Annotated in this window: 16 protein-coding genes; 7 read left to right on the top strand and 9 right to left on the bottom strand. The window is 71.1% G+C overall.

Annotated features, from left to right (window positions below):
• Nucleotides 1-99 precede the first annotated feature (99 nt).
• Both ACWC2B_RS12685 and ACWC2B_RS12680 read left to right on the top strand, forming a co-directional pair.
• Entirely contained in the window at nt 100-741 is a 642-nt protein-coding gene (locus ACWC2B_RS12685; protein WP_406507868.1) for a precorrin-8X methylmutase, read from the top strand.
• The gene (locus ACWC2B_RS12680; RefSeq protein ID WP_450716468.1) at nt 738-2,243 is read left to right on the top strand and encodes a precorrin-2 C(20)-methyltransferase; all 1,506 of its coding nucleotides are present in this window, start codon (nt 738-740) and stop codon (nt 2,241-2,243) included. The genes ACWC2B_RS12685 and ACWC2B_RS12680 overlap by 4 nt, the downstream gene beginning before the upstream one ends.
• Here the strand turns inward: ACWC2B_RS12680 and ACWC2B_RS12675 are convergent.
• Nucleotides 2,228-2,974, bottom strand: coding sequence for a cobalt-precorrin-6A reductase (locus ACWC2B_RS12675; protein ID WP_450716467.1), 747 nt, complete (start codon nt 2,972-2,974; stop codon nt 2,228-2,230). The two genes, ACWC2B_RS12680 and ACWC2B_RS12675, sit on opposite strands and share 16 nt — an antisense overlap.
• 91 nt (nt 2,975-3,065) lie before the next feature.
• Here ACWC2B_RS12675 and ACWC2B_RS12670 point away from each other — a divergent pair, with 91 nt between their 5' ends.
• Entirely contained in the window at nt 3,066-4,187 is a 1,122-nt protein-coding gene (locus tag ACWC2B_RS12670; protein ID WP_450716466.1) for a cobalt-precorrin-5B (C(1))-methyltransferase, read from the top strand.
• Between the two features lie 76 nt (nt 4,188-4,263).
• On the opposite strand, the gene cobM is transcribed toward ACWC2B_RS12670, so the two are convergent.
• The gene (gene cobM, locus ACWC2B_RS12665) at nt 4,264-5,007 is read right to left on the bottom strand and encodes a precorrin-4 C(11)-methyltransferase (RefSeq protein WP_450716465.1); all 744 of its coding nucleotides are present in this window, start codon (nt 5,005-5,007) and stop codon (nt 4,264-4,266) included.
• Entirely contained in the window at nt 5,004-6,314 is a 1,311-nt protein-coding gene (gene cbiE / locus ACWC2B_RS12660; protein WP_450716464.1) for a precorrin-6y C5,15-methyltransferase (decarboxylating) subunit CbiE, read from the bottom strand. The genes cobM and cbiE overlap by 4 nt, the downstream gene beginning before the upstream one ends.
• A 733-nt stretch (nt 6,315-7,047) precedes the next feature.
• On the opposite strand from cbiE, the gene ACWC2B_RS12655 reads away from it, so the two are divergent.
• The gene (locus ACWC2B_RS12655; RefSeq protein ID WP_450716463.1) at nt 7,048-7,911 is read left to right on the top strand and encodes a lytic polysaccharide monooxygenase auxiliary activity family 9 protein; all 864 of its coding nucleotides are present in this window, start codon (nt 7,048-7,050) and stop codon (nt 7,909-7,911) included.
• Nucleotides 7,912-7,965: 54 nt separating this feature from the next.
• Here ACWC2B_RS12655 and ACWC2B_RS12650 read toward each other — a convergent pair whose 3' ends face one another.
• Nucleotides 7,966-8,574 (bottom strand): trimeric intracellular cation channel family protein, encoded by a 609-nt coding sequence (locus ACWC2B_RS12650; RefSeq protein ID WP_450716462.1) that lies wholly within the window; start codon nt 8,572-8,574, stop codon nt 7,966-7,968.
• Nucleotides 8,575-8,865: 291 nt separating this feature from the next.
• A complete protein-coding gene (locus tag ACWC2B_RS12645; protein ID WP_450716461.1) occupies nt 8,866-10,806 on the bottom strand; it encodes an APC family permease in 1,941 nt (646 codons plus the stop codon).
• 167 nt (nt 10,807-10,973) lie between these two features.
• Between ACWC2B_RS12645 and ACWC2B_RS12640 the strand changes: the two genes are divergently transcribed.
• From ACWC2B_RS12640 to ACWC2B_RS12630, 3 genes are read left to right on the top strand one after another with little or no spacing between them, the layout of a single operon-like run.
• A complete protein-coding gene (locus ACWC2B_RS12640) occupies nt 10,974-11,804 on the top strand; it encodes a helix-turn-helix domain-containing protein (protein WP_450716460.1) in 831 nt (276 codons plus the stop codon).
• Nucleotides 11,801-12,127 carry a DUF397 domain-containing protein gene (locus tag ACWC2B_RS12635; protein ID WP_450716459.1) on the top strand — a complete coding sequence of 109 codons (327 nt, stop codon included), beginning with the start codon at nt 11,801-11,803 and terminating at the stop codon, nt 12,125-12,127. The genes ACWC2B_RS12640 and ACWC2B_RS12635 overlap by 4 nt, the downstream gene beginning before the upstream one ends.
• Before the next feature lie 24 nt (nt 12,128-12,151).
• Complete coding sequence (locus tag ACWC2B_RS12630) at nt 12,152-12,388, top strand: hypothetical protein (protein WP_450716458.1); 237 nt, start codon at nt 12,152-12,154, stop codon at nt 12,386-12,388.
• Nucleotides 12,389-12,401: 13 nt separating this feature from the next.
• Here ACWC2B_RS12630 and ACWC2B_RS12625 read toward each other — a convergent pair whose 3' ends face one another.
• The 4 genes from ACWC2B_RS12625 to ACWC2B_RS12610 all read right to left on the bottom strand — a co-directional run bounded on the left by ACWC2B_RS12625 (nt 12,402) and on the right by ACWC2B_RS12610 (nt 15,275).
• Nucleotides 12,402-12,896: a hypothetical protein gene (locus tag ACWC2B_RS12625; protein WP_450716457.1), complete on the bottom strand. Its 495-nt coding sequence runs from the start codon at nt 12,894-12,896 to the stop codon at nt 12,402-12,404.
• Nucleotides 12,897-13,141: 245 nt separating this feature from the next.
• Complete coding sequence (locus ACWC2B_RS12620) at nt 13,142-13,486, bottom strand: hypothetical protein (protein ID WP_450716456.1); 345 nt, start codon at nt 13,484-13,486, stop codon at nt 13,142-13,144.
• A gap of 231 nt (nt 13,487-13,717) precedes the next feature.
• Complete coding sequence (locus ACWC2B_RS12615) at nt 13,718-14,689, bottom strand: aminoglycoside phosphotransferase family protein (RefSeq protein ID WP_450716455.1); 972 nt, start codon at nt 14,687-14,689, stop codon at nt 13,718-13,720.
• A 109-nt stretch (nt 14,690-14,798) separates the two neighbouring features.
• Nucleotides 14,799-15,275, bottom strand: a complete 477-nt coding sequence (locus ACWC2B_RS12610; protein WP_450716454.1) for a hypothetical protein — start codon at nt 15,273-15,275, stop codon at nt 14,799-14,801.
• Nucleotides 15,276-15,417: the final 142 nt, after the last annotated feature.

The raw sequence follows: 15,417 nt of genomic DNA, 5'->3' as shown, positions 1-15,417 counted from the left end.
GGCATCGGGATCGGGATCGGGACGGAAAGCGGACTCGACACCGGGGCCGGGACCAGAAATCGGACTCGGGTCGGCATCGGGATCGGGGACAACGACGAGATGAGCGAGAGCACAGTGTTCGACTACGAGAAGGACGGCGCGGAGATCTACCGCCAGTCCTTTGCCACGATCCGCGCCGAGGCGGACCTCACCGGCCTGCCCGCCGACGTCAGCCAGGTCGCGGTCCGCATGATCCACGCCTGCGGCATGACGGACCTGACCCGCGACCTCGGCTGGACGCCCGGCGTCGTGGCCCGGGCCCGCGAGGCGCTGCGTGCCGGCGCGCCGATCCTGTGCGACGCGCGGATGGTGGCCAGCGGGGTGACCCGCAAGCGGCTGCCCGCCGACAACGAGGTCCTGTGCACGCTGGCCGACCCGTCGGTGCCGGAGCTGGCCGCGAAGATGGGCACGACGCGCAGCGCCGCCGCACTGGAGCTGTGGCGCGACCGCCTGGACGGCGCGGTCGTGGCCGTCGGCAACGCGCCCACCGCACTGTTCCGGCTGCTCGAAATGATCGAGGAGGGTGCGCCGCGCCCGGCCGCCGTCATCGGCGTACCGGTCGGCTTCATAGGCGCCGCCGAGTCCAAGGACGCGCTCGCCGCGCACCCTTCGGGTCTGGAACACCTGGTGGTACGGGGCCGGCGCGGCGGCAGCGCGATCGCAGCGGCCGCACTCAACGCGATCGCGAGCGAGGCGGAATGAACGAGAACGTGCACACGACCGGTCGGCTCTACGGGGTCGGGCTCGGCCCCGGCGACCCGTCCCTGATGACCGTACGCGCGGTGGAGGCCATCGCCGAGGCCGACGTGGTCGCGTACCACAGCGCGCGCCACGGCCGGTCCATAGCGCGCTCGATCGCGGCGAAGCACATCCGTGCCGACCACATCGAGGAGAAGCTGGTCTACCCGCTCACGGTGGAGACCACCGACCACCCGGGCGGCTACCGGGGCGCCCTGAACGACTTCTACGAGGAGGCGTCGGCGCGGCTCGCCGAGCACCTCGACGCGGGCCGTACGGTCGCCGTGCTCGCCGAGGGCGACCCGCTGTTCTACGGCTCGTACCAGCACATGCACAAGCGGCTCGCGCACCGCTATCCGACCGAGGTGATCCCCGGCGTGACGTCGGTGAGCGCGGCGGCCGCCCGGCTCGGGGAGCCGCTGGTGGAGGCCGAGGAGGTGCTCACGATCCTGCCCGGCACACTGCCGGAGGAGGAGCTCACCGCGCGCCTGGCCGCGACGGACTCGGCGGTGGTGATGAAGCTGGGCCGCACGTTCACCAAGGTGCGCCGGGCCCTTGAGCGTTCGGGCCGCCTGGACGAGGCGCGGTATGTGGAGCGCGCCACCATGGCGGGCGAGCGCACCGGTCAACTCGCCGACATCGACCCGGAGTCGGTGCCGTACTTTTCCGTCGCGGTGCTCCCCAGCCGCATCGACGCGACCCCGCCGGAGCGCGAGCGCGGCGAGGTCGTGGTCGTCGGCACGGGTCCGGCGGGCCCGCTGTGGCTGACCCCGGAGACGCGGGGCGCCCTCGCCGCGGCCGACGACGTGGTCGGCTACACGACGTACGTGGACCGGGTGCCGGAGCGCCCCGGGCAGCGGCGGCACGGCTCGGACAACAAGGTGGAGTCCGAGCGCGCCGAGTTCGCCCTCCAACTGGCCCTGCGGGGCAGGCGGGTCGCGGTCGTGTCGGGCGGCGACCCGGGCATCTTCGCGATGGCCACCGCCGTCCTTGAGGTGGCTTCGCAGCCGGAGTACGCGGACGTCCCCGTGCGGGTCCTGCCGGGGGTGACCGCCGCGAACGCGGCCGCCGCCCGCGCGGGCGCCCCGCTGGGCCACGACTACGCGACGATCTCGCTGTCCGACCGGCTCAAGCCCTGGGAGGTCATCGCGGAGCGGCTGCACGCGGCGGCTTCCGCCGATCTCGTACTCGCGCTCTACAACCCCGGTTCGGCGAGCCGGACTTGGCAGGTCGCCAAGGCTCGCGAGCTGCTCCTGGAGCACCGGGCTCCGGACACGCCGGTCGTGGTCGCCCGGGACGTGGGCGGGCCCACCGAGCGGGTCCGTATCGTGCGGCTGACCGACCTCGACCCGGCCGAGGTCGACATGCGGACGATCCTGCTGGTCGGCTCCTCGCAGACCCGGACCGTACGGCGCGGGAACGGCGAGGAGATCGTCTGGACGCCGCGCCGCTACCCGGAGAGCTGACCCACCCAGGCGGCCGCCTCCTCGGGGGTGGCCGCCACGGTGACCCCGTCCGGCACGGGCGGCCGCCGCACCACGACGACGGGGATCCCGGCCTCGCGGGCCGCGGTGAGCTTGGGCGAAGTGGCAGCGCCCCCGCTGTCCTTCGTGACCAGCACATCGATGGCGGCGCGGCGCAAAAGCTCCCGCTCCCCCTCCAGGGTGAAGGGCCCGCGATCGAGCAGCACCTCCATGCGAGCCGGGCAGGGCGGCTCGGGCGCGTCCACGGATCGCATCAGGAACCACAACTCGTCGAGGTGGGCGAAGGCGGCGAGGCCCATGCGTCCGGTGGTGAGGAACACTCGGCGGCCCAGCGCCGGGAGCAGCGCGGCGGCCTCGTCGAGGGAGTCCGCCGGGTGCCAGCGGTCCCCTTCGCCGGGGACCCAGCCGGGCCGGCGCAGCGCGAGCAGAGGAACATGGGCTGCGGCTGCGGCCGCCGCAGCGTTGAAACTGATGGTCCGGGCGAAAGGGTGGGTGGCGTCGATGAGCGCGTCCACCTCGTGCGTACGCAGCCACTGGGCGAGCCCCTCGGCCCCGCCGAACCCGCCGACGCGGACCTCGCCGTCCGGCATCCGGGGCGCGGCGACCCGCCCCGCGAGCGAGCTGGTCACGCGCAGTCCGGCGACCTCGGCGCCGTGCAGCAGCCCCGCCAGCCGACGGGCCTCGCCCGTACCCCCCAGAATCAAGACGTGCACAGGATCGGATTCCGTTCGTGAGTGAGGCCGAAGGTCATGAGTTCCGTGAGTGAGGCCGAGGGCGTGAGCAGGGCGAGTGGGGCGGCGTGTGATGAGTGAGCCGAAGGGCGGGCGCAGCGCCCAACTCAAGCACACCGGGCTGCGCCCCGGCTGGACGACCGGTGCCTGCGCGACGGCGGCGACGACGGCCGCGTACACCGCGCTGCTGACCGGCGAGTTCCCCGACCCGGTGACGATCACGCTGCCACGCGGCCAGACCCCGGCGTTCGCGCTGGCCGCGGAGGAGCTGGCGGCCGGGCACGCCATGGCGGCGGTGGTGAAGGACGCGGGCGACGACCCGGACGTGACCCACGGAGCGCTGATCCGCGCGACGGTACGGCTGCTTCCGCCGGGCTCGGGCGTGGTGTTCCGGGCGGGCGAGGGCGTGGGCACGATCACCCTGCCCGGCCTGCCGCTGCCGGTGGGCGAGCCGGCGATCAACCCGGTCCCGCGGCAGATGATGCGGGACCACGTGGCGCTGGTGGCGGGCCGGCACGGCGCGGCGGGCGATGTCGAGGTGACCGTCTCCGTGGACCACGGCGCCGAGATCGCCCGCTCGACGTGGAACCCGCGCCTGGGAATCCTGGGCGGCCTGTCGATCCTGGGCACGACGGGCATCGTCGTCCCGTACTCCTGCTCGGCGTGGATCGACTCGATCCGGCGCGGGGTGGACGTGGCGAGGGCGGGGGGCCGTACGCATGTGGCGGGATGCACGGGCTCGACGTCGGAGAAGACGGTGATGACGGAGTACGGCCTGCCGGAGGACGCGCTGCTCGACATGGGCGACTTCGCGGGCGCGGTCCTGAAGTACGTGCGCCGCCATCCGGTGGACCGCCTGACGATCTGCGGCGGCTTCGCCAAACTGTCGAAACTGGCGGCGGGCCACCTGGACCTCCACTCCGCCCGCTCCCAGGTGAACAAGCCGTTCCTGGCGGAACTGGCCCGCGAGGGCGGCGCGAGCGAGGTCCTGGCGGCGGAGGTCGAGGAGGCCAACACGGGCCTCGCGGCACTCCAGTTGTGCACGGCGGCGGGAGTCCCCCTGGGCAACCTGGTGGCATCCCGCGCCCGGGACGAGGCGCTGTCCGTACTGCGCGGCGCCCCGGTGACGGTGGACGTGATCTGCATCGACCGAGCGGGACATGTGGTGGGCCGAAGCGAGCCGGCGGGGCCGTGACGCCGGGGGCAGTACCGGGTGCCCTACAGGGGCGCGGGGGTCGGGGGCGGAGCCCCCAACACCCCCGGGGCGCCCCCTAGCAGCGGTGCCGGTCAGCCGAATACAGGTGGCTGTCCCGGAACTCGGACGCCCCCAGCACCCGCCCCACCAGAATCACAGCCGTACGCACCACACCCGCCTCCTTCACCTGCCCCGCGATGTCGGCGAGCGTGCCGCGCAGGACGAGTTCCTCGGGCCGGGAGGCGAAGGCAACCACCGCGGTGGGGCAATCCGCACCGTAATGCGGGAGCAGTTCCTCGACGACCCGGTCGACGTACCCCGCAGCCAGGTGCAGGACAAGAAGCGCCCCGCTGCGCCCCAGCGTCGCGAGGTCCTCGCCCTCCGGCATGGCCGTGGCGCGCTGGGCGATGCGGGTCAGGATGACGGTCTGGCCGACCGTCGGCACGGTGAGCTCCCGCTTGAGGGCAGCCGCGGCCGCGGCGAACGCGGGCACCCCCGGCACGACCTCGTAGGGCACCCCGGCCGCATCGAGCCGCCGCATCTGCTCGGCGACGGCGCTGAACACCGAAGGGTCGCCGGAGTGCAGCCGGGCCACGTCCTGCCCGGCCTCGTGGGCGCGTACCAACTCCCCGACGATCTCATCGAGGTTGAGCTGCGCCGTGTCCACGAGGCGGGCGCCCTCGGGGCATTCGGCGAGGAGTTCGCGCGGGACGAGGCTGCCCGCGTACAGGCAGACCTGGCAGGAGGCGAGCGTACGGGCGCCGCGCACCGTGATCAGGTCGGCGGCGCCGGGCCCCGCGCCGATGAAGTACACGGTCATGTGGCTGCTCCAGATGAGGGGTTGATCGGGTCGATCGAGTGGATCGGGTTGCTCGGGCCGGCCGGGCGGATCGGATCGAGGTCGGCCTTGACCACGGCCCACTGCGTGACGGGCATGGCCTGCCGCCACCCGGTGAACCCGCCGACCGGCACGGCGTGGGCGACCGCGAGCCGTACGAGTTCGCCGCCGTGGCGCCGGTACCACTCGGCGAGCAGCGCCTCGGACTCCAGGGTGACGGTGTTGGCGACGAGCCGTCCGCCGACGGGAAGCGCGTCCCAGCAGGCCGCGAGGAGCCCGGGTGCGGTGAGCCCGCCACCGATGAACACGGCGTCGGGGGTGGGGAGTTGGGCCAGCGCGGCGGGTGCGGCACCGGTGACGACACGAAGCCCGGGCACGCCGAGCCGGTCGGCGTTGCGGGCGATGCGGTCGGCCCGTACCGGATCGCGCTCGACGGTGAAGGCACGGCAGGAGGGGTGCGTACGCATCCACTCGACCGCGATCGAGCCGGAGCCGCCGCCGATGTCCCAGAGCAGTTCGCCGGGCGCGGGCGCGAGCGCGCCGAGGGTGGCGGCGCGGATGTGCCGCTTGGTGAGCTGGCCGTCGTGCTCGTACGCCGAGTCGGGCAGCCCCGGTACGGCGCCGAGGCGGAGGGTGCCGGGGGCGCGGCGGCAGTCGACGGCGACGACATTGAGGGCGTCGCCAGGGCCGGCGTGCCATTCGTCGGCCACCCCGTCCACGCACCGCTCGTCCTCCGACCCGAGCTGTTCGAGCACCCGCATCCGACTGGGCCCGAACCCGCGGTCGCGCAGCAGGGCGGCGACCTGGGCGGGGGTGTCGGCCCCGGCACTGAGTACGAGCACCCGGCGCCGGTCGTGCAGCGCGGCAGCGATCCGCTCGACGGGCCGCCCGACGACGGTGACGACGTCGGTCTCCTCGACGGCCCAGCCGAGCCGGGCGCAGGCGTAGGAGAGGGAGGAGGGGTGCGGCAGCACGCGGGGCGGGGCACCGAGCACCTCCGTGAGGGTGCGCCCGATCCCGTAGAACATGGGGTCACCGCTGGCCAGCACGGCGATGCGGCGGCCGTGGTGCGCTTCGAGCAGCGCGGGGACGGCGGGGCGGAGAGGGGTGGGCCAGGGGACCCGTTCCGCGCCGCATCCGTCGGGCAGCAGCGTGAGCTGGCGGGGCCCGCCGATGATGACGTCGGCACGGCCGAGCGCGTCCCGCGAGCGGGGGGCGAGCCCGTCCCACCCGTCGGCCCCGATTCCGACGACGGTGACGTCGGGGAGGGAGGTGGCGGGCTGGGTCACGGTGTGGCTACCTCGGTGTGCGCGCGTGGGGGACGGAGCCGCACTCTACTGTCCCTGCCGTCCGACCCCGGCTCCCGGGTCTTGCCCGTGCCGGGCCGGCCCGGCCCGCGGGGTTGCCCACCCTGAACAGGGGGCCGGGGGCGGAGTCCCGCGGGGAGTGCAAGGGGCGAAGCCCCGAAAGGGGTGCAGGGAGCGGAGCCACCGCAGGGGTGCAGGGGACGCAGTCCCCGCGGGGGTTCGAGGGGCGCAGCCCCTCAGGGGGTCTGGGGCGCAGCCCCAGGGCTCAGAGCCTGTGTCTGAACCCCGCCCGGATCAGGCCGGGGCGTCTGGTGCGTGCGATCGCAAGGCGCCGGAGCGTCCTCGATGGGGGTCCCCCCTGGTCTTCAAGACCTTGGGGGAGGAGCTACTAGGGCGTTTCGGCAACGCGGCGAGCGTGCGTGCCAGACGTCACGGGCCCGGGCGGGGTTCAGACACAGGCTCTCAGCTGTCCAACCCCCTGCACGAGCGGGAGGGTGGGAAACCCCCCGGGGTCTGGGGCACAGCCCCAGGAGCCCAGCCCGTCCAGGGCTGCCCGAGCCCAGGGCGGCCCCGCACCCGACAGGTAGCCGCAGACCCCTTGCGACTTGGTCCAGACCAATGCCAGTCTCTCAACTGCCGCCACCGCGGGGCGACTTGGCGCGCCACCAGTCGGGCCAAAGCCGCCCTGCCCACCCCACGATCAAGGAGCACTCGCATGTCCGCACGGCGTACCGCAGCGTCCCTGAGTGTCCTCGGGGCGACCTCCCTCACACTCCTCACGCTCACCCCGACGCCCGCCTCCGCGCACGGAGCCATGTTCAACCCGGTCAGCCGGATCGCCGCCTGTTACGCCGAGGGCCCGGAGCATCCGGTGTCGCAGGTGTGCAAGGACCTCGTCGCGGACTCGGGCACCCAGCCGCTGTACGACTGGAACGAGGTGAACATCGCCAACGCCAACGGCCAGTCCCGCCAGCTGATCCCGGACGGCAAGCTGTGCTCGGCGAACCGGGACAAGTACCGGGCACTGGACTGGGCCCGTACCGACTGGCCGTCCACCGGCGTCGCGGCGGGCCGGTTCGACTTCAAGTTCCGGGTGACGGCGGCGCATTCGGGCACGATGACGGTGTACATCACCAAGGAGGGCTTCGACCCGACGAAGCCGCTGAAGTGGTCCGACCTGGACGACACCCCCGTCGCCACCTACCAGACCTCCAGAACGGCGACGGACGGCTACTACAACTTCACCGGTACGCTGCCCGCCCGCACCGGCCGCCACATCGTCTACAAGGTCTGGCAGCGCGACGACAGCCCGGAGGCCTTCTACAGCTGCTCCGACGTGGTGTACGGCAGCACCGCACACGCCGCCGCGGCGCCGTCGGAGCAGAGGATCACCGCAGGCGCCCCCCACTCCACAGTGAGCCACCACGGCCACGGCGGCGACCCGACACCCCCCGCCGCCACCCCGTCGAAGCCGTCACCGCCCACCAACAACTCCGCCGCCCCCCAGGCCCTGGCCGCGGTGTCCACCGCAGGCGTCGCAGCGGGCGGCTTCCTCCTCCTGCGCCGCCGCCGCAGCTGACCGGAGCCGCCGTCCGGCGTGTCCGGCAGGGCACTTGGCCCCACCGGACACGCCTCAACGCACCCCCTGCAACCTCGGCAGATGCAGATCACGGAAGATCGCCGTCAGCCGCAGCGACAGGACGACCCCGGCGGCGGCGACCGTCGTCAGGGTCGGGCCCGCCTCCAGCCAGTGCAGGACCTGGTAGCAGACCGCACCGGCCAGAGCCGCGGTCGCGTACACCTCCTCGCGGAGCAGCAGCGGCGGGAACTGGCCGCACAGTACGTCGCGTACGACCTCGCCCGTGACGCCAGTCAGGACGGCGAGGATCACCACCGCGGCCGGGGTGACCCGGGCGTCCAGCGCGGCGTGGGCGCCCATCACCGTGACCACGGCGAGACCGACCGCGTCCACCACCATCAGCGACCGCTGCGGAAGTTCCCGGCGCCGCAGATACAGCATCGTGCCGACGGCGGCGCAGGTGATGACGGTCAGCAGGACCCAGTCGTGCGTCCAGTACAGGGGGTGCCGGTCGAGGATCAGGTCGCGCAGGGTCCCACCGGACACCGAAGCGGCGAAGGCCAGGACCAGCCCGCCGAAGGGATCCATGTTCGCCCGGTGCGCGGCCAGCACCCCACTGGCCGCGAACGCGGCGACACCGATCAGGTACAGCACGTGCAGCATGAGGACACCCCCGGGCAGAGCAACAGAAGCAGAGCAGACAGGCAGAGGGAGAGCGAGGATCAGCGCGAACCGCGGCGGGCGATGAGCAGCCCGCCGGCTGAGACAAGAGCGGTGATCGCGACGGCCGCGACGTCGAGGGCGAAGTCCATTCCCCGATGGTGCCGGGCGGCACGCGTCCCGCGGATCGGCCGTTGGGCCGGGACCGGGCCCGCCGAAAGCATGAGCTCAGGGCCGGGAGCGGCTACCCAGCACTCCAGGTCCGGCAATGGCCGAGTCGTAGCGATGGCCGGGCTACCTCGTTGCCGGCCTCGCCGCCTCCCCCTTCCGCGCCGACCGGAGCCGGTACGGCACATCGATCACGGTCACGCCCGGCATGAACAGCAGCCGGGCCTTGAGCCGTAGCGCGTTCTGGTTGTGCAGCGGCTGCTCCCACCAGTGGCCCACGACCGTCTCGGGGATCACCACCGACACCATCGCGCCCGGGTCCGAGTCCGCCGTCTCCTTCACATGGGCGAGGACCGGGCCGACGACCTCCCGGTACGGCGAGTCGATGACGGTCAGCGGCACGCCCAGGTCGTGCGTGGCCCACTGTTCGCGCAGCTTGACCGCGTCCTCGTCGGCGGCGGCCGTGAGCGCGGTCAGGGTGTCGGGCCGCAGCGCCTGGGCGAACCCGAGGGCCTTCAGGGTCGGCGCGTGCACACTGGAGACGAGTACGAACGCGTGGTGGCGGGACGGCCTGCGCGGCTTGGCGTCCGGCTCGACGGCGACCTCCCCGGCCACCTGGTCGTAGTGGCGCCGTACGCCCTTCATGCCGAAGAACAGGATCGGCATCGCGATGATGACCAGCCACGCCCCGTGCGTGAACTTGGTGATCAGGACGATGACGAGGACGATCGCGGTCATGGTCGCGCCGACCGAGTTGATGGCGAGCGAGCGGTGGATGTGCCGCCGGTTCTCCCGCCCCGCCGGCGTCGCGAGCTCCTTGCGCCAGTGCTTGACCATGCCGGCCTGCGACAGCGTGAACGAGACGAAGACGCCGATGATGTACAGCTGGATCAGCCGCGACAGCTCCGCGTCGAACGCCACGATCAGCGCGATCGCGGCGAGCGCGAGCAGCACGACACCGTTGGAGTAGACGAGCCGGTCACCCCGGTTGTAGAGCTGGCGCGGCGCGTACCGGTCGCGGGCCAGGATCGAGGCGAGCATCGGGAAGCCGTTGAACGCGGTGTTCGCGGCGAGGATCAGGACCCCCGCCGTGAAGGCCTGCACCAGGTAGAACATGATGTCCACGTGCCCGAACGTGGCCCGCGCGATCTGCGCGAGCGCAGTGGACATGGCGGTACCGGCGGGAAGCCCCAACTCCGTCGGATCGGCGGCCACATGGACCTTGTAGACCATGGCGAGCGCGGTGATCCCGGCGAACATGGTGACCGACAACAACCCCATCGCGGCAAGGGTGTTGGCGGCATTCCGGCTCTTCGGCTTCTGAAATGCCGGTACGCCGTTGCTGATCGCCTCCACGCCCGTCAGGGCCGTACACCCCGAGGCGAAGGCCCGCATCGCGAGCAGCACGACGGCGATCCCCGCGTACGCCCCGGCCGCGTGGATGGGCAGCGCGGCGGACTCGGCACGGATGGTGGCCCCGGCGGCGAGCCGCACACCGGCGAACACGAACATCACGTAGATCACGAACACGAAGCCGTACGTGGGAATCGCGAACACCCGCCCCGACTCCCTCACCCCGCGCAGATTCATGACGGTGAGGATCACCACGAAGCCGACGGACAGGGCGACTTGATGGTCGGCGAGGGACGGAATCGCGGACGTAATGGCGGCAACACCGGAGACCACGGACACGGCAACGGTGAGTACGTAGTCGACGAGCAGCGCGCTGGCCGCGGTGAGCGCTGCGGTGGGCCCGAGGTTCTCGGCACTGACGACGTAAGCACCGCCGCCCCCCGGATAGGCGTAACAAGTCTGCCGGTACGAGGCCACCACAACCACCAGCAGGAAGACGATGGCCGCCGCCGCGTACCAGGTCAGGTGCAGCAGGGTGGCTCCGCCGAGCGCGAGGATCAGCAGGATCTCCTCGGTGGCGTACGCGACCGAGGAGAGCGGGTCACTGCAGAAGATCGGCAGCGCGAGCCGCTTGGGCAGCAGCGTCTCACCGAGCCGACTGGTATCCAGCGGCCGCCCGACCAACATCCGCTTCGCGGAACTCGAAACTCCCATAGCTGAGGAAAGTATCCGCAATGCTGCATATCTAATGGTTTGCCGCACCGGCTGGGGCCGTACGGGTGATTTCACATTCTGTGCATGCGAGGTGACCGTACGCAGCTACCCTCGTGGGGCGGAATGCCGTTTCCCGCCAACAGGGCTTGCAATCAAGGGAGTTGACGATGACGCGACCCAAGGACCTCAACCCGTGGGACTCACCCCGCGCCTTCTACGGCACCGAGCTGCGCCGCAAACGCGAGGAGGCGGGACTCTCCCAGGAGGAGCTGGGCGCGCTGGTCTTCTGCTCCGGGGCGTACATCGGCCTGATGGAGTCGGCCACCCGCCGCCCGACGAAGGAAATGGCCAAGCTGCTCGACGCCGCGCTGCATACGGACGGCATCCTGACCCGCATGTGCGAGGCGATGGAGCAGGCGTCGCAGCATGCGGAGTACTTCCGCTTGGCGGCGGAGCTTGAGGCGATGGCTTCCGCGATCTTCCACTGGACGCCCATGGTGGTGCCGGGCCTCCTACAGACTCCGGCGTACACCCGCGCCCTGACCCGTGCGGGTCGGCCTTTCGCGTCCGAGGAGGACGTCGAGCTCAATGTGTCGACCCGCAGGGAACGGGCCAAGCTGCTCGATGGGGACTCGCCCCCTGAGTTGTGGTGCATCCTGCACGAGTCGGTGCTGAGGATCCGGGTGGGCAGCCCTGGGGTGATGCATGAACAGCTCGCCCACATCTGCAAGTTGGTAGAAGCTGGCCAGGTCGTGGTCCAGATCCTGCCCTTCGAAGCTGGGGCGCTTCCGTTGATGCATGGCTCGGTCAAGGTGATGACCTTCACCGATGCGCCGCCCGTCATCTACCTCGAAGCAGCACGTTCGGGCCAGCTGCTCGACTCTCCAGCCCTAGTGGCGAGTTACATCAAGACCTACGATCTCGCCAGGGCCGTCGCACTGTCGCCGACGGCGTCCCTGGCCATGATCCGGGCGGCGATGGAGGACTTGGCATCATGAACATAACGCGCTCCCTGGCCGCTGCCCGCTGGAGGAAGTCCTCGTACAGCAACGACGAAGGGGGCGACTGCCTCGAAGTGGCGGAGGGGGCGTGGCGCAGGTCGTCGTACAGCAACGCTGAAGGCGGGGACTGCGTGGAGGTGGCCGACGGCGCTTGGCGCAAGTCCTCACACAGCAACGCCGACGGCGGGAACTGCGTCGAGGTGGCGGACGGGTTCGGGGAGGTCGTCCCGGTGCGGGACAGCAAGCTGCCGGAGGGGCCCGTCCTGGTGGTGGCGACCGGCGCGTGGTCGCGGTTCGTGGGGGCGGTCAAGGCGTCCTGAGGGGCCCGTCCGTAGGATCCGGCCATGGCGATACCGCACCTTCCCCCCGTGGCCCCGGAGTCATGTCCTTTGTGCGGCGGGGGGCTTGAGACCGTCGAGCTGTACATGACCCACGCCACCAGTTCCAACTTCATGGCCAGGTTCTACCGGCCGGACAAGATGTTCGCGAGGAAGAGCTACGTGGCGTCGCTGGCCTGTCGTGAGTGCGGGCACGTGCTGATGTTCCTGGAGAACCGGGGAATCCTGGCGCCGGGGAAGTAGCGCGGGGGTGGGGTCAGGCGGTCTTGAGCTGGGTGGCCTGGGCAGCCTCGGCGGCCTGGGCGTGCTTGAGGGTGCGCAGGATGAGCCACTGGTCGCCCCACGCCATCGCCGTACCGATGACCGCCATCACGATGCCGAGCGTGAGCTGCCCGGTCGCCGCGCCGAGCGCCAACCCGGCGACACCGAGCCCGTACCGGATGACGAACCGGACGGCCAGGAGACCGATCGCCAGGAACCGGGTCCGCTTGTTCTTCCACAGTGCCTTCATGGAGCGGATCCGGGCCTTGAGCACCGTGAACGCCAGCACGATCTGCACAATCGCGACCACCGGAATCAGCGCATACAGAACCGGATAGGCGCGGGCGATGTCGAAGATCCCGGCGAAGAGCCCCACCAGCGGGAAGTACCAGTTCGGCAGACCCTTGAGGCCCACTCCCTCGGCCTGGACCGGGGTCTCGACCTCGGTGTTGATCTGAACCGGCTTCTCCATCACGACCGTGGCGCTCATGGCGTTCCCCTCACCCTTTTCCCAGCGACCGCCGGCCCTTGCCGACACCACTGATACTCCCGGCTGGGGCATGCTGAGCGGCAGAGCGAAGAATCCCGACTCCCGCAGGACAAATGTCATCGGCGCCGCCCCGACCTCCGAGCGCCGCGACCAACGGGCACCAAAGGACCCACCGCCGACGCCATGACAGCGACGGCGACGGCGGCAGACCCACCGGTTTCATCTCGGCGCGCTATGGGCCGCGATCAGGAGAAGACTGCCGAGCGAAGCTTCAGGCGCTCGGATGCTTTTCCGCCAGGCTTGAGGGTGTAGTACGCACCATCACAGTCTTCGCCGGTGAAGACCACAACCGTGGACGTGGTGCGGTTGTCCGGCGAGAAGGCAGGTTCGGATGCGTCCGGGTCGGCCACCTCGGGAATCGTGACGCACTCACGGCTGGGCGGGTCGATCAGCTTGGCGGTGGCCGGCTTGCCGTCCAGTCCGATGTACGTGTACCCGAACTCACCGTCAGCCGCGTAGGCAGACGTGGACAGAGTGACCGTGAGGGCAAGGGCGCCGAAAGCAGCCGCAGCCGCATGGCGAAGTCGCATCGGGAAACTCCCTGTGTGGTGGGTGAGTTGACCGTCTTCAACTGTCCGGGGCAGCTGGCTGACGAGCGACCGGCATCACTCGAATGCAGCAAGCAGAGTCGTTCCTGCTTTCACTCACCCGAGCGCCGAGGCAGACCCTAAACCGTGTCGCCGGCCCCGCCCCCCGATTTCCCGAGGCCCGCACGCTCAGCGACTCCACACGCCGCCCGTCATACGTGACTCATGTGCGCCTCATACGCGACCCGTACCCGATCCGTCGGACGGGCCGCTCCTGGGCCGCTCGGTGAGCAACTCCGCGAGCTGGTCCACGAATTGGGTGAGCCAGTCCAGTCGCGGTCCGCTGCGAGCGATCCGGAATCCGTGGCGCCGGCCCCAGAACGCGGCCTGGACCGCATGGAACAGGGCCCAGCACCGCACCCGTTCGCGGTCGAGTTCCGCGGAGTCGGCGAACACGTCCAGGATGCGATGAACGGCCTTGCGCGGCTCGTCCGCCTCAAGGAGCGTCAGCGCGCGCGACTTGAGCAGGGTGCCACCGTCGTAGGCAGGGTCGCCCGCGTACCCCTTGGGGTCGACGGCCAGCCACGGCTCGCGGTCGGCGCGCAGGATGTTCCGGGCGTGGAGGTCGCCATGGATGAGGATGTCCGGCTGGACGCGGCCCAGCTCGCGGACGGTCGCCACCGCGGCGTCCACCACCCGCGGCGACAGAGAATGCGCCAACTCATCGGCGTCCTTACGCAGTTGCTCCTCCCAGGCGTCGGCCTGCTCGCGCAGCCGGGGAATGCCCGGAGGTGCGGGAATGGCCAGACGGCGATTGAGCCGCCCGGCGACCGTCACCACCTCGTCGCCGTCCTCGATCTCCGCCAGGGTCGACGTGTGAGCCCGCTCAAGCAGCATCGCGAACCGCTCGTCGTCGCGCTCGTACAGCAGAACGGCGCCGCGTCCGCCCCACGCCGCGAACGCGTCGGGTTCGTGGACGTTGCCGGGATGCGGAAACGACACTTTCAGTGCGGCGGTCCCCCCGCCCCGCCGACGCACCGGGACGATGACGCCGACGCCCCCGTGCATGACCTCCCCGTCAGGCACACACTCCCAGCGTTCCATCAACTCCCTTACGATCAAGGGGAGTTGCCGGGCCCATTCCGCCCCAACATCCCCCTCCCGCTCAACCGTGCTCCGTACGAACTCCTCCGGCACCGCGACCATCCCGGCACCTTACGCGCCGCCCCGCCACATGCCACTGCCCCCGTCCTCCTGGGGTCTGGAGGAGCGGGGGCGGGCACCTGGCGCCGGGGAAGTAGCCCGGGGGTTGGAGTCAGGCGGTCTTGAGCTGGGTGGCCTGGGCGTGCTTGAGGGTGCGCAGGATCAGCCACTGGTCGCCCCACGCCATCGCCGTACCGATGACCGCCATCACGATGCCGAGCGTGAGCTGCCCGGTCGCCGCACCGAGCGCCAACCCGGCGACACCGAGCCCGTACCGGATGACAAACCGGACGGCCAGGAGACCGATCGCCAGGAACCGGGTCCGCTTGTTCTTCCACAGCGCCTTCATGTACCGAATCCGGGCCCGAAGCACCGTGAACGCCAGCACGATCTGCACGATCGCCACCACCGGAATCAGCGCGTACAGAACCGGATAGGCGCGGGCGATGTCGAAGATCCCCGCGAAGAGCCCCACCAGCGGGAAGTACCAGTTCGGCAGACCCTTGAGGCCCACTCCCTCGGCCTGGACCGGAGTCTCGACCTCGGTGTTGATCTGAACCGGCTTCTCCATCACAACCGTGGCACTCATGGCGTTCCCCTCACCCTTTTCCCAGCGACCGCCGGCCCTTGCCGACACCACCGATACTCCCGGCTGGGGCATGCTGAGCGGCAGAGCGAAGAATCCCGACTCCCGCAGGACAAATGTCATCGGCGCCGGCTACGGCGGTGCC

This window comes from Streptomyces sp. NPDC001415, from assembly GCF_053597395.1.
Note: the sequence above shows the minus strand (reverse complement) of the source record. Positions and strands in the feature narration are given on the sequence as shown.